Genomic DNA, 22,434 nt, shown 5'->3' with positions numbered 1-22,434 from the left:
TTCCTTACGGCTGGGCCGGGGCTGCCGGCCGGATCGGCCAGAGGCTGGCCAGTTGCAGAAGTTCGGCGTTCTCGACCAGCACGTCGGCCTGCCAGGCCAATGGATCGTCACTATGCAGGCGGTAGCCCCACAGCGCCGCCACCGACGGCATCGCCGCGGCACGTGCAGCAAGGATGTCGCGCTCATCGTCGCCCACGTACACGCAGTCTTCGGCGGCAACGCCGATGGCCTGTGCGGCGTGCAGCAGTGGCAGCGGATGCGGTTTGCGTTCGGCCAGCGTGTCACCGCCGACCAGCACCGCGCAACGCTGCTGCCAGCCGTGCTGCGGCAGGATCAGGCGCGCCAGGTATTCGGGCTTGTTGGTGACGATGCCCCATACGGTCCCTGCTCCGTCCAATGCCGCCAGCATGCCGGCCACGCCATCGAACAGCACCGCATGCTGCCCGATCAGCGCTTCGTAGCGCTGCAGGAATTCCGGGACCAGCGCATCGCGCGCCGCCGCGTCCAGTTCCGGGAAAGCCGCCGACACCATCGCCCGCGAACCCTTGGACACCACCGGGCGCAACAACGCCGGATCGATCGGCGCACGGCCCCGCTCGGCCAGCATCGCGTCGCAGGTGGCAACGAAGTCCGGCGCACTGTCCAGCAGGGTGCCGTCCAGGTCGAACAGCACCGCGCGCGGGAAGCGCTGCAGGGTCATGCCGGCTTGGCCGCGTAGGCCAGGTAGTTGATATCGGTACGGCTGCTCAGGCGGGCGCGGTTGCGCCACGGCTCGTAGGCCATGCCGCTGACATCCACCAGCTGCATGTCGGCCTCGCGCAGCCAGCGCGCCAGCTCGGCCGGCTTGATGAATTCCTGGTAGTGGTGGGTGCCCTTGGGCAGCAGCCGCGCCACGTATTCGGCGCCGACGATCGCCACCGCGAAGGCCGCAGCGGTGCGGTTGATGGTGGACAGGAACAGATGGCCACCCGGCTTCAGCAGGCGCTTGCAGGCCTCGATGATCGCGCCCGGATCGGGCACGTGCTCGAGCATTTCCATGCAGGTGACCACATCGAAACTGCCCGGCTGCTCGGCAGCCAGGTCCTCGGCAGCCTGCACGCGGTAATCGACCTTGGCGCCGCTTTCCAGCGCATGCAGGCGCGCGACCTTGACCAGTTCCGGGGCCAGGTCGATGGCGGTGACGTCGGCACCGGCCTGGGCCAGTGCCTCGCTCAGCAGGCCACCACCGCAACCGATGTCGAGCACGCGCGCACCGCGCAGCGGCACGCGATCGGCCACGTACTGCAGGCGCACCGGGTTCAGCGCATGCAACGGCTTCTGCGGGCCATCAGCATCCCACCAGCGGTTGGCCAGCGCGGCGAACTTGTCCAGCTCGGCCTGATCGAAATTGGAGGAAGCATGGGGGGCAGTCATGGGAGAGTCCTTGCGGCGCCAGGGTTCAGGCGCGGATGTGACGGATGCGCTCGCGCCACTGGCGCGCGTTGGCGATGATGCCCGGCAGGTCCATGCCAACCAGCTCGCGCTGCACCAGCTTGGGCTTGCCGGCGATCCAGACATCGCTGACCTGCTGGCGGCCGGTGGCGTACACCAGCTGCGACAGCACGTTGTGCAGCGGCTGGGTTTCCAGCGCGGACAGATCCACGCAGGCCAGATCGGCCTGCTTGCCGACTTCGATCGAGCCGATGCGGTCACCGAAGCCCAGCGCGCGCGCGCCGCCCAGGGTGGACGCACGCAGCGTGGTCGCCGCGTCCAGCGCAGTCGCATCGTCGGCGACCGCCTTGGCCAGGATCGCCGCGGTGCGGTTCTCGCTGAACATGTCCAGGTCGTTGTTGCTGGCGCAGCCATCGGTGCCGATCGCCAGGTTCACGCCGGCGCGCTGCAGGGCACAGGCCGGGCAGAAACCGGAGGCCAGCTTCAGGTTCGATTCCGGGCAGTGCACCACGCTGACGCCACGCTCGGCGCACAGGTGGATTTCCGCGTCGGTCAGCTGGGTCATGTGCACCGCGATCAAGCGGTCGTTGACCAGGCCGAGCCGGTCCAGCCGCGCCAGCGGGCGCTGGCCGTGCAGCTTGATCGAATCGGTGATCTCCTGCGCGGTCTCGTGGGTATGCAGGTGCACCTGCATGTCGAGCTGGTCGGACAGCATCCGCACCCGCTCGAAATTGGCGTCGTTGACGGTGTACGGCGCATGCGGCGCGAACGCGGTGCCGATCAGCGGATCGGTGCGCCACTGGTCGTGCAGCTCACCGGCCTTGGCGAAGTACTCGTCGTCGGTCTTGGCCCAGGCGGTGGGGAAATCGATGATCACCGCACCGACCAGCGCGCGGAAACCGTGCTTCTTGTAGACCGCAGCCTGCACGTCGCCGAAGAAGTAGTTCTCGTTGGCGCAGGTGGTGCCGCCACGCAGCATCTCGGCGATGGCCAGGGTGGTGCCATCGGCAACGAATTCGGGGCCGATCACCGCTGCTTCAACCGGCCAGATGTGCTGCTGCAGCCAGGTCATCAGCGGCAGGTCGTCGGCGACGCCGCGCAGCAGGGTCATCGGGTTGTGGGTGTGCGCGTTGACCAGGCCCGGCATCAGCGCCGCTTCGGGACGGCTGACCACCTGGGCGGCACGGAATCGCGCGCGCGCCTCGGCACGCGGCAGGATGGCGACGATCTCGCTGCCACGCACGGCAACGGCATGGTCTTCCAGCACCACCGCATGCGGCTCGATCGGAACGACATAACCGGCTTCGATGAGCAGGTCGCAGGCTTCGGGGAGGTGCGGGCTATCGCTCATGCGAACTCACTTGCTGGGGGCTGCGAGATACTTCTGGGGGACACGCCCCTGAGTCAGGGGCTGCCGCGAAGCGGCGGGGTCTGGAGACCCGATGAAGCGGGGCCCATGATCTGCCGAAGCAGATCATGGGAGCGCCAGCGCGAATGCGATGGCGCGTACCCGGTCAGCGGCCGGCACTACCGTAATCCGGCTGCGCCGGATTACTTCACGCGTGCGGAGTATTCGCCCGAACGGGTGTCGACCTTGACGATCTCATCCTGGTTGACGAACAGCGGCACGCGGACCACGGCACCGGTTTCCAGTGTCGCCGGCTTGCCGCCGCCGCCCGAGGTATCGCCACGGACGCCCGGGTCGGTCTCGGTGATCTTCAGTTCAACGAAGTTCGGCGGCTGCACGAAGATCGGCGAACCGTTGAACAGGGTGACGATGCAGGACTCTTCGCCCTTCAGCCACTTCTCGGCACCGCCCATGCCAGCCTTGTCGGCCTGCACCTGCTCGAAGGTTTCCGGGTCCATGAAATGCCAGTACTCGCCATCGCTGTACATGTAGTTCATGTTGGTGTCGACCACGTCGGCCACTTCCACGTCATCGGTCGCCTTCATGGTCATTTCCACGGTGCGGCCGGACTTGATGAAGCGATAGCGCACGCGCGTGAACGCCTGGCCCTTGCCCGGCTTGATGAACTCGGTCTCGGAGATGACGGCCGGTTCATTGTTGACCAGGATCTTCATCCCGTTCTTGACATCGTTCATGCCCGCAGTGGCCATGCTCAAGCTCCTCAAATGGCGAATCCGCCGCGCGTGCGGCGAGCCGGATAGAATGGAAAGCCCACCGAAGGCCGGTGGGCGACAGTTTTTCTGCCCCCATGATAACCGCAGGCCCCCTCTCCATGCAGCTTTCCGCCTTCCCCCGGCCCCAGTCGCCAGGCGCGCCCGCGCGCTGGCAGCAGCTCTGGCGCCAGGCACTGCGCGACCCGCACGCCCTGCTGGCCCGGCTGCAGCTGGACCCGGCCGCGCTGGGGGTCTCGGAGGCGGCCATGGCCCAGTTCGCGCTGCGCGTGCCGGAGGGCTTCGTCGCCCGCATGCGCACGGGCGACGCCGCCGACCCGCTGCTGCGCCAGGTGCTGCCGATCGACGAGGAAATGCGCCCGGCACCCGGATTCAGCTTCGATGCGGTGGGGGATGGCGCGGCCAAAAAGGCCACCGGGGTCATCCAGAAATACCGCGGCCGCGCCCTGCTGGTCGCCACCGGCAGCTGCGCGATCAATTGCCGCTACTGCTTCCGGCGCCATTTCGACTATGGCGCGGAGAATGCGGCCAAGGGCGGCTGGCAGGAGGCCGTGGCGGCGATTGCGGCCGATCCGGACATCGACGAGGTGATCCTGTCCGGCGGCGACCCGTTGTCGCTGGCCACGCACAAGCTGGTCGAACTGACCGACGCACTGCGCGCGATCCCGCACATCCGCCGGCTGCGCATCCACAGCCGCCTGCCGATCGTGCTGCCCGAACGCGTGGACGAGGAACTGCTGGCCTGGCTGGGCGGCCTGCCGTGGCCGCTGGCGATCGTGGTGCACGCCAACCATGCCAATGAATTCGATGCCAGCGTGGACGCGGCGATGGCACGCCTGCGCGGTACCGGCGCGCAGCTGCTGAACCAGGCGGTGCTGCTGCGCGGGGTCAACGACAGCGTGCAGGCCCTGCAGGACCTGAGCGAGCGCAGCTTCGCCGCCGGCGTGCTGCCCTACTACCTGCACCAGCTGGACCGGGTCGAGGGCGTGGCCCACTTCGAGGTGGACGACACCCAGGCCAAGGCGCTGATTGCCGGCCTGACTGCACGCTTGTCCGGCTATCTGATCCCGAAGCTGGTGCGCGAACTGCCGGGCGACCCGAGCAAGCGCCCGGTGTAGCCGTAGATCCACGCCATGCGTGGATGCCTTGGCCAGGAAAGCTCATCCACGCATGGCGTGGATCTACTGGGACGGCCCATCCACGCATGGCGTGGATCTACTGCAGGCAGCCGCGGGTCAGAGACCTGATTCGATCATCCGCACCACTTCGGTGGCGGTTACCGGGTGGCTCAGCCAGTAGCCTTGGCCGAGGTCGCAGCCACGCTGGGCCAGCAGCTCGAACTGCGCCTGCTGCTCGATGCCCTCGGCCACCACGGTGATGCCCAGCGCGTGGGCCATCGCGATGATCGCCGTGGTCAGTGCCAGGTCGTCGGGATCACGCTGCATGTCGGCCACGAAACTCTTGTCGATCTTCACCCCGTCCACCGGCACCTGGCGCAGGTGGCTCAGCCCGGAGAAGCCGGTGCCGAAATCATCCAGCCACACCTTCACGCCGGTGCGGTGCAGCTTGTCCAGCAGCTGCGCGGCGACCATCTCATCGCCGATCACCGCGGTCTCGGTCAGCTCCAGGTGCAGGCGCGAGGCCGGCAGCCCGGATTCGTGCAGGCACTGCGCGACCAGCGCCGGCAACTCACCACCGCGCAACTGCCGCGGCGACACATTGACCGACACGAACAGGTCATCGACGGCCGTTCCGCGCGGCCACTGCGCGGCTTCCATGCAGGCGGCGCGCAACACCTTCGGGCCGATGATCTCGATCAGCCCGCTCTGCTCGGCCACCTCGATGAACACCGACGGCGGAATCGTGCCCAGGGTCGGATGCTGCCAGCGCAGCAGCACTTCGACGCCGACCATGCGGCGGTCGCGCATGCGGAAGATCGGCTGGTAAGCCAGGCGCAGCTCACCGCGCTCCCAGGCCCCGCGCAACTCCTGCTCCATGTGCACGCGACGCTCAACGGCATGGTCCATCGCCCGGCTGTAGTAGCGATAGCAGTTCTTGCCGGCCATCTTCGCCTGGTACATGGCGATATCGCCGTTCTTCAACAGTGTGGTCGCATCAGCCGCATCGTCCGGGAACAGGGTCACGCCGATCGAGGTCCCCAGGAACAACTCCCGGCCCTGCACCACCAGCGGCTTGCCCAGTTCACGCACCAGCACCTCGGCCAGCAGCCGCGCGTTGGCGGCGACGTCACCGTCGCCGACCAGGATCACGAATTCGTCGCCGCCGAAGCGCGCCAGCAACGCCTCATCGCCACCGGCCTCGGTCACCGCGCGGCCGATACGCTGTGCGAACTGCAGGAATGCTTCGTCGCCGGCTTCATGACCGAGCGTGTCGTTGACCCGCTTGAAATCATCGATATCTGCAAACAGCAGGCCCAGCCGGTGATTGGAGGCGCGCGCGGCCATCAGCCGATGGTCCAGCGCCTCGCGGAACGCGAGGCGGTTGGTCAGCCCGGTCAACGCATCGGTATAGGCCATGTGGCGCACTTCGCGGTCGTGACGGGCAATCGCATCGCGCATGCGGGCGAAGCCACGCACCAGTTCGCCCACTTCGTCATCGCGGGTGTTCTCCGCCAACGGCGTCTGGTAGTCACCGGCCTCGATGCGGCGAGCGGCCACGGCCAGGTCGCGGATAGGCGCGACCAGGGTCCGCTGCACGTACAGGATCACCACCACGCCGATCACCACCAGCAGGCCCAGCATCAGCAGCAGCCAGCCCAGGTGGCGGCTGCCGGCCTGCTGCAGGCGTTCGCCCAGGGTGGCATTGGCAGCCTGTTCGCGCTGCTGCACTTCGTCCAGCGCCATGCCGACGCGGACCCCGCCGATGCGCTGGTTGCCGATCATGATCGGCATCGTGTTGTCGAGCACCCTGGGCGATTCCTGCACCACCAGTGCCTGCGCGGCAGCGGCCTTGGGCGCCAGCGGGTCGGCCATCTGCTGGCCGAAGGCGGCCACTTCGATCGAGCCGTCATGCACCAACCGCCCGCGTTCGTCGAACACCAGGACATAGCGCACCACCGGCTGCCGCGCGGTACCGCGCACCAGTGCGCCGACCTGGTCGAGGTCGCGGTAGTACAGCGGGTTGGCCAGCGAGTCGGACAACTCGCGCGCCATCGCCTCGCCGCGACTGCGCACGCTGCGGTCGAACAGTTCGTGGATGACGCCGCCGCTGAGGCTGCGCACCTCGCTCTGCATCGCGGTCTGGCGCCCCAGCAGCACCGCCAGGATCGCGATCACCACGAGCATCGCGCCGCCCATCGCCAGCAGGAAGCGGGCCTGCATTCCCGAACCGAGCCACTTCATTCCACTTCCATCCGCACGCGCGTCAATCCTTGTTTCAATTCATCCAACCGCTGCTGCGCATGCGCATCGACACGGTGGAAACCGGAAGTGCCAAAAAACCGATGCAATGCCCCCTGTGCCCGCGGGTCGCTGGCCGCCTGCAGCAGCACCTCCTGCAGGCGATCGCGCACGCGCGGATCGAGGTCAGCGCGGACCATTTCCACCGCACGCGGGTACGGTTCGGTACGCAGCAACTCGCGGAAGTCGCGCCGGAACGCGGCCGGCACCCGCCGCTCATCGTTCCAGTCCACGCTGCTCACCGCACCTGCGTCGACCACCCCCTTGTGCACGAACGTGGCGATGTTCAACTCGCTGCGCGCGAACACATAGCCCACGCTGTCCGGCCCCGGCAAGTCCGGCACCCCGGCCAGGATCTGCGGTGACAGGCCGTGATCCAGCAGGGTCATCACCGGCACCAGGTAGGCACTGGTGGAGGCGGTATTCTGCAGGGCCAGGCGATGGCCGCGCAGATCCTGCAGGCGCATGATCGGGCTGTCACGACGCACGAAGAACACCGTCTGGTATTCCCGCACGCCGTTGCGTTCGGTCATCAGCAGCGGCCGCGCGCCGCTGCGCTGGCCCAACGCCACCGCGGTACCGGTTGTTTCTGTGACCCAGTCGACCCGACCCCGCCGCAGATAGCTGGCCATCTGCTGCGGATCGCGTGCCATCAGGATCTTCCCTTCATGGATGCCGACGTCGTGCATGCGCGCGACGACGTAGTCCAGCAATGGCTGCAGTTGTTCGTAGTGGGCCTGGGGATCATCGCTGATCCGGCCCAGCACCAGCACCGGATCCGGTGCTGCACGCACTGTTCCGGCCAGCAGGACCATGGCCAGGCTCAGCAGCCCCCCCTGCATTGCCTTTCGCAGACCCGACACAGACGTCATTCCCCCTGGGTATCCAGACAGACTACCCGAAAAAATGAGAACGTCGTCAGCTGCCCTTGCCGCCCGCCTGGGCCAGCCGCGCCATGCGCTGGGTGTCGGCGAGGATGCCACGCAGCAGGCGCACTTCCTGCTCGCTCGGCTCGCTGCGCAGGAACAGGCGGCGCAGCTTGCGCATCGCCGATTCCGGGGCGCGCCCCTTGTGGAAATCGATCTCGTCCAACGTGTCGCCGAGCTGGGCGAAGAAGCTCTCCATCTGCTCGTGGCTGGCCGCCTGCTCGCGAAGCCCCGCTTCGGCGTCGGTGGCCGGCTGCGCGCCCAGCAACTGCATCCGCGTTTCATAGGCCAGCACCTGTACGGCCGCGGCGAGGTTGAGCGAGCTGAACTCCGGATCGGACGGGATGTGCACGGCGGCGTGGCACAGCTGCAGCTCTTCGTTGGTCAGGCCGGTGCGCTCGCGGCCAAACACCAGGGCCACCTCGGCGCCTTCGCCCGCCTTGGCCACTGCACGGGCAGCGGCATCGGCCGGCAGGTACTCCTCCAGCTGGACGCGGCGGGCCCGGGCGGTGCAGCCCAGCACCAGGCGGCAGTCCGCCACGGCCTCGGCCAGGGTGGCCACCACCGGGGCGTCGCCCAGCACGTCTTCGGCGCCGGCCGAGCGGCGGAAGGCCTCTTCGTCCAGCGGTTTTTCGGGGGCGACCAGCACCAGGCGGGCCAGGCCCATGGTCTTCAGGGCGCGGGCGGCGGCCCCCATGTTGCCGGGGTGCTGGGTACCGACCAGGACGAATCGGAGGCGGGTGGCGGCAGGAAACTGGGACATGAACAGGGAAAAGGTCGAGCTGGACGATGACCAATGGTAAACTGTGCGGCCGGCCAACGCGCCGGACCCGCTCTTTTCCCCCGCCAGTCCATCTCTTCTGCCTTTCCGGGAGCCCACGCCATGCAGAAACCCGCCGTCACCGTCATGGTCAAGGCCGCCCGCCTCGCCGGCAACGTCCTGTTGCGCAACATCAACAAGCTCGAGGCACTGAACGTCGTGCAGAAGGGCCGGATGGACTACGCCAGCGAAGTCGATGCGGACGCGGAAAAGGTCATCGTCAAGGAACTCAAGCGCGCCTATCCCGAATACGGTGTATTCGGCGAGGAAGGTGGCGTGCAGGGCGAGCGGCGCCACATGTGGGTCATCGACCCGCTGGACGGCACCAGCAACTACCTGCGCGGCGTGCCGCACTACTGCGTGTCGATCGCCCTGGTCGAGAACGGCGAGCCGACCGACGCGGTCATCTTCGACCCGCTGCGCAATGAACTGTTCACCGCCAGCCGTGGCGCCGGCGCCGTGCTCAACGACCGCCGCATCCGCGTGGCCGAGCGCAAGGACCTGGAAGGCACCATGATCCACACCGGTTTCGCGCCGCGTGAGCGCAACCGCGCCAGCGCCCAGCTGAAGGCGGTCGACGCCCTGCTGGTGCACGGCGAGGACATCCGCCGTACCGGTTCGGCCGCGCTCGACCTGGCCTACGTGGCCTGTGGCCGTGCCGACGCCTACTTCGAGGCCGGCGTGAAGGCATGGGACATCGCCGCCGGCCTGCTGCTGGTCCGCGAGGCCGGTGGCAAGGTCTGCGACTTCAAGGGCGCGACCCTCGGCCGCATGGACAACCGTGGCCCGGAGACCCACCAGATCGTGGCCGGCAACCTGAAGGTGGCCGAGTCGCTGCAGAAGGTGCTGGTGAACACCGGCTACGCCGCCGAGTTCGACGCGAAGTTCTGATCTGCGCATAGTCGCGGTTCATGGAGACGGCACCTGCGAAGGTGCCGTTTTCGTTTGTGCGCACGGAGATTCGTTTCCGCGCCCGCGGAGGGGTGTCACCTTCTTTGCGCGCAAAGAAAGTAACCAAAGAAACGCTCCGCCGGCCGCGAGCCGTCGCTACGCGCCGGTACCCTGCGCTTCTCGGTGAATCAGGGGACGGCGCCGAACTCGCTGCGCTCAAACACCGGCGCCTCTTCGCCCCTGATTCCCCTGCGATGCTCGGCTCGCTCAAGGCGGACCCAAGGTCAAATGCCACAGCTGCACCCAGTAGGTCCACGCCATGCGTGGATGCCGTTGCCGTTGCCGTTGCCGTTGCCGTTGCCGTTGCCGTTGATCTTGACCTTCCAGTCCGCCTTCAAGCGAGCCGAGCACCGCAGGTCCGGCGAGGGCGAAGAGGTGCGGGTGTCTGAGCGCAGCGAGTTCCCGCACCGTCCCTCGACGGACCGAGGAGCGGAGGGTACCGATGCGCAGCATCGGCTCGCGCCCCGGCGGCGTGTTTCTTTGGTTACTTTCTTTGCACGAGCAAAGAAAGTGACACCCCTCCGCGGTCGCGGAAATGACTCTCACCGGGTCGTGCCCAGCGCCACCCATGCGTCGACGCGCAAACAAAAACGCCCGGCGCGAGGCCAGGCGTTCCTGCACTACCGTGGAAGCGGAGGCTTACGCCACCGTCGACGCCCGCAGCGCGGCGATGCGCTCTTCCAGCGGCGGATGGCTCATGAACAGCTTCTTCGCGGTCGAGCCGGCAATACCGAACGCGGCAATCTGGGTCGGCAGTGTGCTCTGGCCATGGTTGAGCTGCAGGCGCTCCAGCGCAGCGATCATCTTCTGGCGTCCGGCCAGCGAGGCACCGCCCGCGTCGGCACGGAACTCGCGGTGGCGCGAGAACCACATCGAGATCATCGTGGCGAACAGGCCGAACACCATCTCCAGCACGAACACGATGATGAAGTAGGCGAAGCCGCGGCCACCACCTTCGCGGTTGCCCGACAGCGCGCTGTCGATGATGCCGCCGACCACGCGGGCCAGCACGATCACGAAGGTGTTCAGCACACCCTGCAACAGGGCCATGGTGATCATGTCACCGTTGGCCACGTGGGCGATCTCGTGGCCCAGCACCGCCTCGGCCTCGTCTTCGCTCATGTTGTGCAGCAGGCCGGTGGACACCGCCACCAGCGCGTTGTTGCGGTTGGCGCCGGTGGCGAAGGCGTTGATCTCCGGGCCCTCATACACCGCCACTTCCGGCATGCCGATGCCGGCCGCCTTGGCCTGGCGCTCGACAGTGGCCAGCAGCCAGCGCTCGGTCGGGTTGCGCGGCTCGGTGATCACCACCGCACCAGTGGAACGCTTGGCCATCCACTTGGACAGCAGCAGCGAAATGAAGGAACCACCAAAGCCGAAGATACCGGCCATGACCAGCAGGCCGCTCATCGAGCGGGAGTCCACGCCCAGGATGGACATCACGATGCCGGCGAGGATCAGCACCGCAAGGTTGGTGGCCAGGAACAGGGCAATGCGGGTAAACATGGGAGAATCCGGCTCTAAAAGGGTCGATATCGCTCAATTTGCGGTGCAGTCAGCTTGAATTCAAGCGCCAACCTGACCGACGATTCAGCCAGCATGACCTCACCCACTCCCTGCGGCCGCTTCGCACCCTCGCCGACCGGCCTGCTCCACCCCGGTTCCCTGCTCGCCGCGTTCGGCAGCTGGCTGCTTGCCCGCCATCACGGCGGACTGTGGCGGCTGCGTATCGAGGACGTCGACCCACCCCGTACCGTGCCCGGCGCCGCGCAGTCACAGTTGCAGGCGCTGGCCGCGTTCGGGCTGGTCCACGATGGCCCGATTCTCTGGCAGAGCGCGCGTGGCGAGGCCTACCAGGCGGCGCTGGACGTGCTGCTGGCCGGCGGCCTCGCCTTCGTCTGCCATTGCAGCCGTAGCGAACTGGCCGCCAGTGGCGGCATCCACCATCGTTGCGTCGCGCGCCAGCCGCGACCGGACCCGGCCGTCCGCTTCCGTGTGCCGGCCGGCAGCGTGGTCCAGTTCGACGACGGACTGCGTGGCCCGCAGCGGCAGGATGTGCATGCCGAGGTCGGTGACTTCGTGCTGCGCCGTGCCGATGGCTGCTGGGCCTATCAGCTTGCGGTGGTGGTCGATGATGCCGCGCAGGGCGTGACCGAAGTGGTGCGCGGCGCCGACCTGCTCGATTCCACCGCGCGGCAGATCCTGCTGCAGCAGGCCTTGGGGCTGGCGGTGCCGCGCTACTGGCATCTGCCGCTGCTGCTGGATGCGCCGGGCCACAAGCTGTCCAAGTCGCTGGCGGCACTGCCCGTGGACAGCACCCGGCCGCTGCCGGTGCTGCGCGAGCTCTGGCGCCTGCTCGGCCAGGCATCCGGGGCGCTGGATCAGGCACACGATCTGGATGCCCTGCTGGCCTCCGCACAACGGGCCTTCGACCCGGCGCGGCTGCCGCGTGCCGACATCCTGATTGGAGCGGGCCTGCTGCCACCCGGCGCACTTTCCGCGCCGATGTTGCAGAATCCCTGTTCCCCCACCTGATACCCGGACAGCACTCCATGACATCTCGCGTCGCACTGGTCACCGGCGGAACCGGCGGCATCGGTACCGCCATCTGCCAACGCCTGGCCGACCAGGGCCACCGGGTCGCCACCAATTACCGCGACGAAGCCAAGGCCCGCGCCTGGCAGCAGGCAATGACCGAGCGCGGCTACAGCATGTCGATCTTTCCCGGGGATGTCTCCGACCCGGACAGCGCCGAAGCCCTGGTGCGGGCGGTGGAAGCAGAGCTGGGGCCGGTCGAGATCCTGGTCAACAACGCCGGTATTACCCGTGACACCACCTTCCACCGCATGCGCGTGGACCAGTGGCACGATGTGATCAACACCAATCTCAATTCGGTGTTCAACGTCACCCGCCCCGTCATCGAGGGCATGCGCCGCCGCGGCTGGGGCCGGGTCATCCAGATCAGCTCGATCAATGGCCTGAAAGGCCAGTATGGCCAGGCCAACTACGCGGCGGCCAAGGCCGGCATGCACGGCTTCACCATCTCGCTCGCCCGCGAGAACGCTGGCTTCGGCATCACCGTCAATACCATTTCGCCCGGCTACGTCGCCACCGACATGGTGATGGCGGTGCCGGAAGACGTGCGCGCCAAGATCGTCGCCGACATCCCCACCGGCCGCCTCGGCAAGCCGGAGGAAATCGCCTACGGCGTGTCGTTCCTGGTCGCCGAGGAAGCCTCATGGATCACCGGCAGCAACCTGGACATCAACGGCGGCCACCACATGGGCTGGTAAGCGGCGCGGGCCAAAGCCCCCTGCCGATGGTCATGCTGCGCAACACGCAAACCCTTGCTGCGCAACATGATCGGCCGTGAAACCCAAGCCTGGCGGGGGCTGGGGCGGTTGCCAAGGCTTGTGCACTGCGCCATGCTGCACACCTACTGTGACGAGTGACCGCTTCAATGGCTGCGACCCGCATCATCAAGAAGTATCCGAACCGCCGTCTCTACGACACCGAGATCTCCAGCTACATCACCATCGAGGACGTGCGCCAGCTGATCCTGGACGGTGAAGACTTCGAAGTCCGCGATGCCAAGAGCGGCGACGACCTCACCCGTTCGGTCCTGCTGCAGATCATCGCCGACCAGGAACAGGACGGCGAACCGATGCTGTCCACCCAGCTGCTGAGCCAGCTGATCCGCTTCTACGGCGATTCCCTGCAGGGCTTCATGGGCAATTACCTGGAGCGCAGCATGCAGGTCTTCCTCGACCAGCAGCAGCAGTTCCGCCAGCAGATGGGCAACCTGCTGGGCCAGACCCCGTGGGCGATGATGAACCAGCTGACCGAGCGCAACCTGGAGCTGTGGCAGGAATTCCAGCGCAGCATGGGCACTGGCTTCGGTGGCCCGCGCCCGGGCGGAACCGGAACGGGCACCGGCACCAAGCCGAACGAACCCGGCACAGGTACCGGCAGCGGCGGCAAGACCCGCCGCTGAACCACTATACCGGCTGACACGAAAACGGCGCGCCCCTGGCGCGCCGTTTTGTCATGCCTCGCACCCGCGATGCGTCAACGCTTCGCCTTGCACCCCGTGCACACGCGCTCGACCTTGTAGCCCTTGGCCTTCAGCTTCTCGACCACGCCATCGTTGCCGAGCAGATGCAGGGTGCCGACCACGACCAGCGTACCTCCCTGTCCGGCCTGCAGGTACGGCAGCAGCTTCGGCACCCAGGCATCATTGCGGCCGGTATTGATGCGCTGGTACAGCTGCGGATACTGCTGGCGCATTTCCGCCGCCATCTTGGTCCACAACAGGCGCTCGTCACCGCGGCGCCAGGCATCGTGCAGCAGGCGCGCCTGCTCATCGGCCTTGCCGGCCTGGTCCAGCGCTTCGGCCAGCATCTGCCGCTGTTCCTGCACCGTCATCCCGTCAAGCATGCCGATCTGGGTATCGATGTCCTCCAGGCCAGCGGTCCTGCGGCCGGTCTTCTGCGCGCGCTCCATGAAGTGGCGGTCCAGGCCCAGCGCCGGGTCCAGGCCCAGCTTCTGCATCTGCCCAACCGAAATGCTCAGCCCGACGAACCAGGCCTTCATGCCCTGCATCTGCGCCAGCGGCAGCGCGTTCTGCGCCGCGAACGCCTGCAGCTTCTGCCAGGTGGCCGCATCCAGATCGCGCTTGAGTTCGCTGCCATCGGTGCGGGTTGCCGCCTGCACCATGCGGCTGGCCAGCTGCGGCGACTGCATGTCTTCCGGCGACAACTCGAACACGATCCGTTGCGACGCGTCGAAGGCCTGCTCAACATCGGGCGACAGCGGGTAGTCCTGCGGCTTCAACAGGTGGAACGAACCCAGCAGGTACACCCGCGAATCGCCCGGGCCAGTGACTTTCCACAACAGCGGCACCGGCGGCTTGGCCGCCGCAGCCGCCGCGTTGTCGGCAGCAGGCACTGCGGTACGCGCGGGCGCCAACGGCGCGGCCAGCAGTGCCGCCAACAGCAGCGTGGCACGGAACAGCGGTTTGATCGGCATTTCAGCCCTCTCCTTCAGGCAGGTGGTAAGCCTTCTCGCCCGCTTCCACGCGCAGGTCCAGCCGGTTTTCCGGCGGTGCCAATGGGCAGGTGGCGTACGCGGTGAACGCGCAGGGCGGGTTGTAGGCATGGTTGAAATCGATGCGCACCGTGCCGTCGGCAGCGGGTGCATCGGTGTCCAGGTAGCGGCCGGCCGGATAGCTGCCGCGGCCACTGGTGCGGTCGGCGAAGATCAGGAACAGCGGCTGCCCAGGGGCACCGATCGCTTCCAGACGCCAATGGCGGCCATCGCGCTGGAACTCGACCGCGCCCGCATTGGGCATCTCGGTGGTCAGGCCGGTGATATCGACGATTGGCAGCGTCTTGCCCGGCGGGTGCGCGATGAAGCGTGCCTGCACCTGCCAGCCGGGGCCACCCGGCCAGTACTCCAGGCCAGCGAAATCGCGGCGTGCCGGCGCATCGGCGTGCTTGACCCGCAGTGCATCGCGCGGCCCGCGGCGGATGATGCTGAGCTGGCCCTTGCCGCCATCGAAGGCCAGCAGCGTCGGCTGCGGGTCCTTGTCGGTGTCGATGCGGACGCGGCCACGCACCGGCTGGCCATCCAGGCTGACATCGACGCCCGCTTCCGGCGTGAACCACCACTGGGCGCCCTCGCGACGCAGCAGGCCCAGCTTGCCCGGACCGACCGCCAGGCGGATGCCATTGGTGCCACCACTGCCAACGAAGTGCGATTTGTTCTGCAGCCAGTGCAGGCCGACCAGCGCCGTCCAGCCGTCGGGCCGGGTCAGGTCCTGGTAGCGCGCCACGCGCCATTGCTGCTGCGCGGCGGCGAACGCCGGATCTTCAGCGACCGTCGGCGCCGGCGGTGTCGCCGGGCTGCACGCGGCCAGCACCACGGCGGCCAACAGGCCGCCCATTCCCCGATAACGCATCGATGCTCCCCTCAACGTCCGCGCAGGAACCAGCGGTCGATCTCCGCCAGCGAAAAACGGGCCCAGGTCGGCCGGCCATGGTTGCACTGGCCGGACCGCTCGGTGATCTCCATGTCGCGCAACAGCGCGTTCATCTCCGGAACGGTCAGGCGCCGATTGGCGCGCACTGCGCCATGGCACGCCATGGTCGACAGCAGTTCGTCGCGCGCACTCGCAACGCGGCGGCTCTGGCCGTGTTCGCGCAGGTCGGTGATCACGTCGCGCAGCAGCCCTTCCGGTTCGGCATGTGCCAACAATGCCGGAATGCTGCGGACATGCAGCGAACCGGGGCCGGCACGGGTCACCTCGAAACCGAGCGCGGCCAACGTTTCGGCTTCGCTTTCGGCGGTGTCGGCCTCGCGCTCGCCCACGGCAAGGGTGATCGGCACCAGCAGCGGCTGGGACTGCAGGCCGATGCCATCGTGCGCATTCTTCAGGCGCTCGTAGCCGATGCGTTCGTGCGCGGCATGCATGTCGACCACGATCAAGCCTTCAGCATTCTCGGCCAGGATGTAGATGCCATGCAGCTGCGCGATCGCATAGCCCAACGGCGGCACGCCCGCGTCGGCGCTGGTCACCGGCAGCCCGTTCTCGGTCGGCATCGGCGGCATTGCCGCCCCGCGTTCGGCACCGGCCGGCGCGGAATACAGCGCAGCGTAGGCGGCCGGCGCATCGGCCACCTGCAGGCCCAGTGGCTGCTGCGGTCGCCAACCGGAGAATCCACCACCGCCGCCGCCTCCCGAGCCGGAGCCGGGCGCGGGACCGCGTACCAATCCAAAGCCCGATGCGCCGGCAGTGGACACCATCGGCGCTGCGGCCGCATCCGCCGGATGCACAGGACCAGCACCGATCTCCTGCGCCGACATGCCGGCCCGGGTATCTGCCAGCGCATCCTTCAGCGTGCGATAGACGAAGTCATGGACCAGCCGCGAATCACGGAAACGCACCTCGTGCTTGGCCGGATGCACGTTGACGTCGACGCGGGTCGGGTCCAGTTCGAGGAACAGCACGTAGGCCGGCTGGCGGCCGTGGTACAGCACATCGCCATAGGCCATCTTCACTGCGTGCGCGACACTGCGGTCACGCACCGAACGGCCGTTGACGTACAGGTACTGCTGGTCGGCGCTGGCCCGCGAATAATGGGGCTGCGCGATCCAGCCGTGCAGGCGCAGGCCGGCACCACTGTGGTCCACGCGCACGGCCTGGTTGGCGAAATCCTCGCCCAGCGTTTCGGCCAATCGCGCATCGGAATAGAGGTCGCCCGGCTTGTAGCGGCGCGAGGCCTTGCCATTGTGCGACACGCGCAGTTCGACATCGGGCCGGGCCAGCGCCAGCGAACGCAGCCACTCTTCGATATGACCCAGTTCGGTGCGCTCGGCACGCAGGAACTTGCGCCTCGCCGGTACGTTGTAGAACAGTTCGCGGACTTCCACGGTGGTACCCGGTGCATGCGCGCGCGGAGTGACTTCGCCGATCTTGCCGCCTTCGATCTGCAGCGCGGAACCATGCTCGTCGTGCGCGCGGCGCGAGGCCAGGGTAAAGCGGCTGACCGAGGCGATCGACGGCAGCGCTTCACCACGGAACCCGAGCGTGGCCACCGATTCGAGGTCGTCGAGATCGGCGATCTTGCTGGTGGCATGGCGCGATACCGCCAGTGGCAACTGCTCCGGCGCGATGCCGCTGCCGTTGTCACGGATGCGGATCAGGCGCACGCCGCCTTCTTCAAGATCGATGTCGACGCGGCTGGCGCCGGCATCGATCGCGTTCTCGACCAGTTCCTTGACCACGGACGCAGGACGTTCAACCACTTCGCCAGCGGCGATCTGGTTGATCAGGATGTCCGGCAATGGCCGGATCGGGCGCGGATGGGCAGCAGACGTCATGCAGGGATGATAGCGGAGGCGCCGCAGGTAGAGTCGACTGTCAGTCGACTGCTCCTGGCCGGGCACCGAAAAACCCCGCGCTGCGCGCGTAGTCGACTAACAGTCGACTCTACAGAAAGCAGACACCCGCCTTCGGCGGGTTACTTGCTGCCGCCGGCCATGGTGCCCGCAGCGTCGATCTCGGCCTGGGCGCGCGCCGCGTACAGCGTTCCCGGTGGCGGCTGCCGGCTGAAGAAGGTATGCACGCCATCCAGTACGGCACCGGCAACCTTGCGCTGGTAGGCCGGGTCGATCAGGCGGCGCTCTTCATCCGGGTTGGAGATGAACGCGGTTTCCACCAGCATGGCCGGCATGTCCGAAGTGCGCAGCACCGCGAAGTTGGCGCGTTCGATGTTCGGCTTGTGGTTGTTTCCGATCCGCTTCAGGCCACCCAGCACGTGGCCGGCCGCGTCTTCGGACGCTTTCATGTAGCCGCTCTGCGCCAGATCCAGCAGCACGTTGGCCAAGGTGCCTTCGGTCTGCTGCAGGCGCACGCCACCGACCAGGTCGGCCGCGTTTTCCTTGTCCGCCAACCAGCGCGCGCGCTGCGAAGAAGCGCCCTTGGTCGACAGCACGTACACCGACGAGCCTGTCGCCGAGCGGTTCTCGGCCGCGTCGGCATGGATCGAAATGAAGATGTCCGCCTTGTTCGCGCGCGCCTTCTGCGCACGCATCGGCAGCGGGATGAATACGTCACTGTCGCGGGTCAGGTAGGCCTTCAGGCCCGGCGTGGCATTGACCTGGCGCGCCAATTCACGGGCCACCGCCAGGGTGACATCCTTCTCGCGCTTGCCGGTCGGGCCGATCGCACCCGGGTCCTGGCCACCGTGGCCGGGATCGATCGCCACCACCAGGTGGCGCATGCCCGGCTGCATGCGGATGCGCGAGGCATCGCTGGGCATGGCCGGACGCGGCGGCTCGACCTGCGCCGGTGCGGGCGCGGGCACCGTTGCCGGCGGCGTGGTCACCACCGCCGCGGTGCGCTGACCGGCGAGGATCGCGGCCGGCGAGGAAGCGGTGGTGCTGCTGGCCGTGGTGCCGGCCGCGGCGACCTGGACCGGCGCGCTGGACGGTGCCGGCGTCGGCGCGGCGGGCACCGCTGCGGTCGCGCTGGCCTGCTGCTGCACCTGTGCGGTCAGCAACGCCGTGGCACGCGCAGCGTCGGTGGGTGACTGTGCACTCTCGGCCGGGGTCGGCGTCGGTGCGGTTGCCGGCGGCGTCGGGGCCGGACGGCTGGTCGCCACGGCCGGGCCATCGCCCGGCCACTCGATCACCAGCTTGGATTCATTGCCCTCGCGCTGCATCTGCGGGCGGAACGGTGCCACCGATTCGGCGAGATCGAAGACGACACGGAAGGTGCCCGCCACCGGCTGACCGGTGCGCACCGCCGTCACCACGCCCTGCGGGGCCGGCATCTTCAGGTTGCGTATGGCGCTGGAGTCCGGGAAATCGACCACCAGCCGGTTCGGACCGGCCAATGACAAGGTCTTGTAGCCCCCACTGCCGACCAGCGAGATCTCGGCGCGGGTGCCGGTGGCGCCCGTATTCAGCAGGACCTGACGGACTTCACCGGCCCACGCACTGACGCTCGCCAGACCCAGTCCGACGGCAGCACAGATGGCGATGAGACGGTTCCCCGGGCGCATGGCTCAGGATTCAATCACCGCGCTGAACGGAATGCAACACCTTTTTCCTTAATAATCCGTAACCTGCCGGTGTTTGTTCTCGTCAGCCGGCAGAAATGGCCCGCAAGTCGCCCCCTTGCGGAAGCCGTTGCAGCCATTCACGACCTGCGTCGCTACCCGCACTGAGACGCACGCGACGCCCCTGCCCCTCGATTTCCAGCGCCACCACCAGGTCGGTGGACGGCAGCGCACCGGCACCGCGTTCGGGCCATTCGACCAGCCACAGCACCGCGCTGCCCTCATCCAGACCGAGGAAATCCAGCTCGCCGGCCTGGCCGATGCGATACAGGTCCAGGTGCCACGCCTCGCCGCCGGTCGCCAGCGGATAGCGCTCGACCAGGGTATAGGTCGGGCTGCGGATCGCGCCCTGCACGCCCAGCGCGCGCAGCAAGGCGCGGGCGGTGGTGGATTTGCCGGCGCCGAGGTCGCCGCGCAGCTCGACCAGCGCCTGCGGCGGCCGGGTGGCTGCCAGCCACTGCCCGAGTCGTTCGGTGGCGTCGCTGTCGGCAAGGAAAAAATCGGTCATGGGGAACGTTCCGGGTTGGCCAGCCGCCGCAGTGGCGCCAGCAGATCAGTGGGAAGCAGGCCGCGCGCGCCGTCGGCGGCGGCAACGTCGCCGGCCAGCGCGTGCAGCAGCGCGCCGGCAGCGGCGGCGTCGAAAGCGGCCAGGCCCTGCCCGCGCAGGCTGGCGATGATGCCGGTGAGCAGGTCGCCCATGCCCCCCACCGCCATGCCGGGATTGCCCGCTGCAATCAGGCGCGGCAACTGCCCGGGTGCCGCCACGATGCTGCCAGCCCCCTTCAGCACCACCACGGCGTGGAAACGTTCGGCAAGCGCCTGCGCGCTGGCATAGCGATCGGCCTGGATTTCAGCCGTGCTGCAAGCGAGCAGGCGCGCGGCCTCGCCCGGGTGCGGGGTGAGGATGGCATCGGGCAACGCGCGCGGATCCTGCGCCAGCAGATTCAGTGCATCGGCATCGAGTACCAGCGGCCTGCCACAGGCCAGCGCCCGCGCAAACAGCGCGCGCGCCCATTCGTCCTGGCCCAGCCCGGGGCCGATCGCTACCGCCTTTGCCTTGTCCAGCAGCGGCGGCAGCGCATCACCATCTTCCAGCGCATGGGTCATCGCCTCCGGCAAGCGCGCCAGCATCGGGCCAACATGCTCGCGGCGGGTGCCCAGGCTCAGCAGCCCGGCGCCTGCTCGCAGCGCCGCTTCGGCCGCCAGCGCGATCGCACCGCCGCTGCCGTGGTTGCCGCCGATGCACAGCACATGGCCGGATTCCCCTTTGTGGGTATTGACCCGCCGCGGCGGCAGCAGCGCCGGCAGACGCTCACCCGTCCAGCGCTGCGCGCTGGCGTCGATGCCGTCCCAGGCGGGGTCCGGCAGTTCCAGCGGCGCCAACCGGCGTTGGCCGACATGTTCCAGTGCGTCGCCGGTATACAGCCCGCGATGGCAGCTGATGAACTGCAATGTCACATCGGCGCGCACCGCCGCGCCAGGCACGCGTCCGCTGTCGGCATCGACGCCACTGGGCACGTCCAGCGCCAGCACCGGCGCGGACGCCTGGTTGAGGGCCTCGATCAGGATCTGGGCCATCCCGGCGGGCGCCCGGTCCAGGCCAAGTCCAAACAGCGCGTCCACGTACACGTCGGCGGCCGGCAGCCGTCCCTCGAATTCCACGATGCGGCCGCCCGCCTCGGCAAACTGCGCAGCGGCCTGCCCGGCCAGCGCGGTGCCGGCCGGCTTGCCGGGCAACGTGAGCAGCTGCACCTGGCGGCCCGAACGCAGGGCATGGCAGGCCAGCACGTAACCGTCGCCGCCATTGTTGCCGGCGCCGGCCAGCACGCACAGCTGGCGGGCCTCCGGCCATTGCTGCAGCAGGCACTGCCAGGCAGCCAGGCCGGCCTGTGCCATCAGGCTCCAGCCGCCGTCGCCGGCCAGCGCCGAGGCGCGCGCATCGAGGCTGCGCGCCGCGGCGGTATCGAACAGAGAGGAGAGATCGGGCATGCCGGGATTTTATACTGGTGCACATGTCCCCCGTCCCCGCCCCTGTCGATCCGGCCCAGGCCGTGCAGCGCATCCGTGAACTGGCCCGTGCGCATGGCTTCCAGCGCTGCGGCATCGCCGGCATCGAGCTGGGCGAGGATGAGGCGCACCTGGCCGACTGGCTGGGCCAGGGGCTGTACGGCACGATGGACTGGATGGCGCGCCACGGCACCCTGCGCGCACGACCGGCCGAACTGCTGCCCGGCACCGTGCGGGTGATCTCGGTGGGCATGGATTACAGCCACAAGGACGACACCGAGGCCTGGGCAACCCTGGCCGATCCCGGCCGCGCCTATGTCGCGCGCTACGCACTGGGCCGCGACTACCACAAGCTGATGCGCAACCGCCTGCAGAAGCTGGCCACGCAGATCAACGATGAAGTGGCGCCGCTGGGTTACCGCGTGTTCGTTGATTCGGCACCGGTGCTGGAACGTGCACTGGCGCGCAACGCCGGGCTCGGCTGGATCGGCAAGCACACCTGCCTGATCGATCGCCATGGCGGCTCGTGGTTCTTCATCGGTGAGATCTACATCGATATCCCGCTGCCGATCGATACCCCGGCCAGCGCCCACTGCGGCACCTGCACGCGCTGCATCGACGTCTGCCCCACCCAGGCCATCACCGGCCCGCAGCGGCTGGATGCGCGGCGCTGCATCTCCTACCTGACCATCGAGCACGACGGCGCCATTCCCGAGGACATGCGGCCGTTGATCGGCAACCGCATCTACGGCTGCGACGACTGCCAGCTGGTCTGCCCCTGGAACAAGTTCGCCAAGCGCACCGACGAAGCCGATTTCCGCGCACGCAACCATCTGGATACCGCGCGCCTGGACCAGCTGTTCGCCTGGGACGAAGCCGAGTTCCTGCGCCGCACCGAGGGCAGCCCGATCCGCCGCAGCGGGCATGAGCGCTGGCTGCGCAACATCGCGGTGGCGTTGGGCAATGCGCCTGCGTCCACCGAGGCATTGGCTGCCCTGCACACCCGCATCGATGATCCCTCGCCGCTGGTGCGTGAGCATGTGCAGTGGGCGCTGGGGCAGCACGCACCGCGCTGACGTGCGATCCTGAGACCCCGTTCCGCCCGCCCCACGCCGTTC

Annotated in this window: 20 protein-coding genes; 6 read left to right on the top strand and 14 right to left on the bottom strand. The window is 68.1% G+C overall.

Translation table 11 applies throughout. The features are described from left to right. Positions 1 to 4: 4 nt before the first annotated feature. The 4 genes from ACMZPQ_RS00780 to efp all read right to left on the bottom strand — a co-directional run bounded on the left by ACMZPQ_RS00780 (position 5) and on the right by efp (position 3,549). Positions 5 to 700, bottom strand: a complete 696-nt coding sequence (locus tag ACMZPQ_RS00780; protein ID WP_197582409.1) for a phosphoglycolate phosphatase — start codon at positions 698 to 700, stop codon at positions 5 to 7. Continuing rightward, complete coding sequence (gene ubiG / locus ACMZPQ_RS00775) at positions 697 to 1,413, bottom strand: bifunctional 2-polyprenyl-6-hydroxyphenol methylase/3-demethylubiquinol 3-O-methyltransferase UbiG (RefSeq protein WP_197582410.1); 717 nt, start codon at positions 1,411 to 1,413, stop codon at positions 697 to 699. The genes ACMZPQ_RS00780 and ubiG overlap by 4 nt, the downstream gene beginning before the upstream one ends. 25 nt (positions 1,414 to 1,438) lie before the next feature. After that, the gene (locus ACMZPQ_RS00770; RefSeq protein WP_197582411.1) at positions 1,439 to 2,782 is read right to left on the bottom strand and encodes a TRZ/ATZ family hydrolase; all 1,344 of its coding nucleotides are present in this window, start codon (positions 2,780 to 2,782) and stop codon (positions 1,439 to 1,441) included. Between the two features lie 200 nt (positions 2,783 to 2,982). Beyond that, complete coding sequence (gene efp, locus ACMZPQ_RS00765; RefSeq protein ID WP_107230998.1) at positions 2,983 to 3,549, bottom strand: elongation factor P; 567 nt, start codon at positions 3,547 to 3,549, stop codon at positions 2,983 to 2,985. A gap of 98 nt (positions 3,550 to 3,647) precedes the next feature. Between efp and epmB the strand changes: the two genes are divergently transcribed. Beyond that, positions 3,648 to 4,688: an EF-P beta-lysylation protein EpmB gene (epmB, locus tag ACMZPQ_RS00760; RefSeq protein ID WP_197582412.1), complete on the top strand. Its 1,041-nt coding sequence runs from the start codon at positions 3,648 to 3,650 to the stop codon at positions 4,686 to 4,688. A 117-nt stretch (positions 4,689 to 4,805) separates the two neighbouring features. On the opposite strand, the gene ACMZPQ_RS00755 is transcribed toward epmB, so the two are convergent. From ACMZPQ_RS00755 to ACMZPQ_RS00745, 3 genes are all read right to left on the bottom strand, one after another. After that, entirely contained in the window at positions 4,806 to 6,932 is a 2,127-nt protein-coding gene (locus tag ACMZPQ_RS00755) for a putative bifunctional diguanylate cyclase/phosphodiesterase (protein ID WP_414486143.1), read from the bottom strand. Further along, positions 6,929 to 7,831 carry a phosphate/phosphite/phosphonate ABC transporter substrate-binding protein gene (locus ACMZPQ_RS00750; RefSeq protein WP_414486144.1) on the bottom strand — a complete coding sequence of 301 codons (903 nt, stop codon included), beginning with the start codon at positions 7,829 to 7,831 and terminating at the stop codon, positions 6,929 to 6,931. Before ACMZPQ_RS00750 ends, ACMZPQ_RS00755 begins: the two co-directional genes overlap by 4 nt. Positions 7,832 to 7,907: 76 nt before the next feature. Continuing rightward, complete coding sequence (locus ACMZPQ_RS00745) at positions 7,908 to 8,678, bottom strand: RNA methyltransferase (RefSeq protein ID WP_197582416.1); 771 nt, start codon at positions 8,676 to 8,678, stop codon at positions 7,908 to 7,910. Between the two features lie 120 nt (positions 8,679 to 8,798). Here ACMZPQ_RS00745 and ACMZPQ_RS00740 point away from each other — a divergent pair, with 120 nt between their 5' ends. Then, positions 8,799 to 9,626: an inositol monophosphatase family protein gene (locus ACMZPQ_RS00740; RefSeq protein WP_049401244.1), complete on the top strand. Its 828-nt coding sequence runs from the start codon at positions 8,799 to 8,801 to the stop codon at positions 9,624 to 9,626. A gap of 699 nt (positions 9,627 to 10,325) precedes the next feature. Here the strand turns inward: ACMZPQ_RS00740 and htpX are convergent. Further along, positions 10,326 to 11,192, bottom strand: a complete 867-nt coding sequence (gene htpX / locus ACMZPQ_RS00735; protein WP_197582417.1) for a protease HtpX — start codon at positions 11,190 to 11,192, stop codon at positions 10,326 to 10,328. 93 nt (positions 11,193 to 11,285) lie between these two features. Here htpX and gluQRS point away from each other — a divergent pair, with 93 nt between their 5' ends. The 3 genes from gluQRS to phaR all read left to right on the top strand — a co-directional run bounded on the left by gluQRS (position 11,286) and on the right by phaR (position 13,680). Next, complete coding sequence (gene gluQRS, locus ACMZPQ_RS00730; protein WP_197582418.1) at positions 11,286 to 12,221, top strand: tRNA glutamyl-Q(34) synthetase GluQRS; 936 nt, start codon at positions 11,286 to 11,288, stop codon at positions 12,219 to 12,221. A gap of 17 nt (positions 12,222 to 12,238) precedes the next feature. After that, on the top strand, positions 12,239 to 12,979 hold the full coding sequence (phbB, locus tag ACMZPQ_RS00725) for an acetoacetyl-CoA reductase (protein ID WP_197582419.1): 741 nt from the start codon (positions 12,239 to 12,241) through the stop codon (positions 12,977 to 12,979). A gap of 167 nt (positions 12,980 to 13,146) precedes the next feature. Next, positions 13,147 to 13,680 carry a polyhydroxyalkanoate synthesis repressor PhaR gene (phaR, locus tag ACMZPQ_RS00720; protein WP_197582420.1) on the top strand — a complete coding sequence of 178 codons (534 nt, stop codon included), beginning with the start codon at positions 13,147 to 13,149 and terminating at the stop codon, positions 13,678 to 13,680. Positions 13,681 to 13,754: 74 nt separating this feature from the next. On the opposite strand, the gene ACMZPQ_RS00715 is transcribed toward phaR, so the two are convergent. The 6 genes from ACMZPQ_RS00715 to ACMZPQ_RS00690 all read right to left on the bottom strand — a co-directional run bounded on the left by ACMZPQ_RS00715 (position 13,755) and on the right by ACMZPQ_RS00690 (position 21,298). Continuing rightward, positions 13,755 to 14,714 (bottom strand): TraB/GumN family protein, encoded by a 960-nt coding sequence (locus ACMZPQ_RS00715; RefSeq protein WP_197582421.1) that lies wholly within the window; start codon positions 14,712 to 14,714, stop codon positions 13,755 to 13,757. Position 14,715: 1 nt separating this feature from the next. Beyond that, on the bottom strand, positions 14,716 to 15,645 hold the full coding sequence (locus ACMZPQ_RS00710) for a DUF1684 domain-containing protein (RefSeq protein ID WP_197582422.1): 930 nt from the start codon (positions 15,643 to 15,645) through the stop codon (positions 14,716 to 14,718). 11 nt (positions 15,646 to 15,656) lie between these two features. After that, positions 15,657 to 17,567, bottom strand: a complete 1,911-nt coding sequence (gene mutL / locus ACMZPQ_RS00705) for a DNA mismatch repair endonuclease MutL (RefSeq protein WP_197582423.1) — start codon at positions 17,565 to 17,567, stop codon at positions 15,657 to 15,659. A 140-nt stretch (positions 17,568 to 17,707) separates the two neighbouring features. Further along, positions 17,708 to 19,252: an N-acetylmuramoyl-L-alanine amidase gene (locus tag ACMZPQ_RS00700; protein WP_197582424.1), complete on the bottom strand. Its 1,545-nt coding sequence runs from the start codon at positions 19,250 to 19,252 to the stop codon at positions 17,708 to 17,710. 82 nt (positions 19,253 to 19,334) lie between these two features. After that, a complete protein-coding gene (gene tsaE, locus ACMZPQ_RS00695) occupies positions 19,335 to 19,817 on the bottom strand; it encodes a tRNA (adenosine(37)-N6)-threonylcarbamoyltransferase complex ATPase subunit type 1 TsaE (protein WP_197582426.1) in 483 nt (160 codons plus the stop codon). Then, positions 19,814 to 21,298 carry an NAD(P)H-hydrate dehydratase gene (locus ACMZPQ_RS00690; protein ID WP_197582427.1) on the bottom strand — a complete coding sequence of 495 codons (1,485 nt, stop codon included), beginning with the start codon at positions 21,296 to 21,298 and terminating at the stop codon, positions 19,814 to 19,816. The genes tsaE and ACMZPQ_RS00690 overlap by 4 nt, the downstream gene beginning before the upstream one ends. Before the next feature lie 23 nt (positions 21,299 to 21,321). Here ACMZPQ_RS00690 and queG point away from each other — a divergent pair, with 23 nt between their 5' ends. Continuing rightward, positions 21,322 to 22,392 (top strand): tRNA epoxyqueuosine(34) reductase QueG, encoded by a 1,071-nt coding sequence (queG, locus tag ACMZPQ_RS00685; protein ID WP_197582428.1) that lies wholly within the window; start codon positions 21,322 to 21,324, stop codon positions 22,390 to 22,392. Positions 22,393 to 22,434: the final 42 nt, after the last annotated feature.

It is taken from the genome of Stenotrophomonas maltophilia (assembly GCF_047497515.2).
GTDB lineage: Bacteria > Pseudomonadota > Gammaproteobacteria > Xanthomonadales > Xanthomonadaceae > Stenotrophomonas.
Note: the sequence above shows the minus strand (reverse complement) of the source record. Positions and strands in the feature narration are given on the sequence as shown.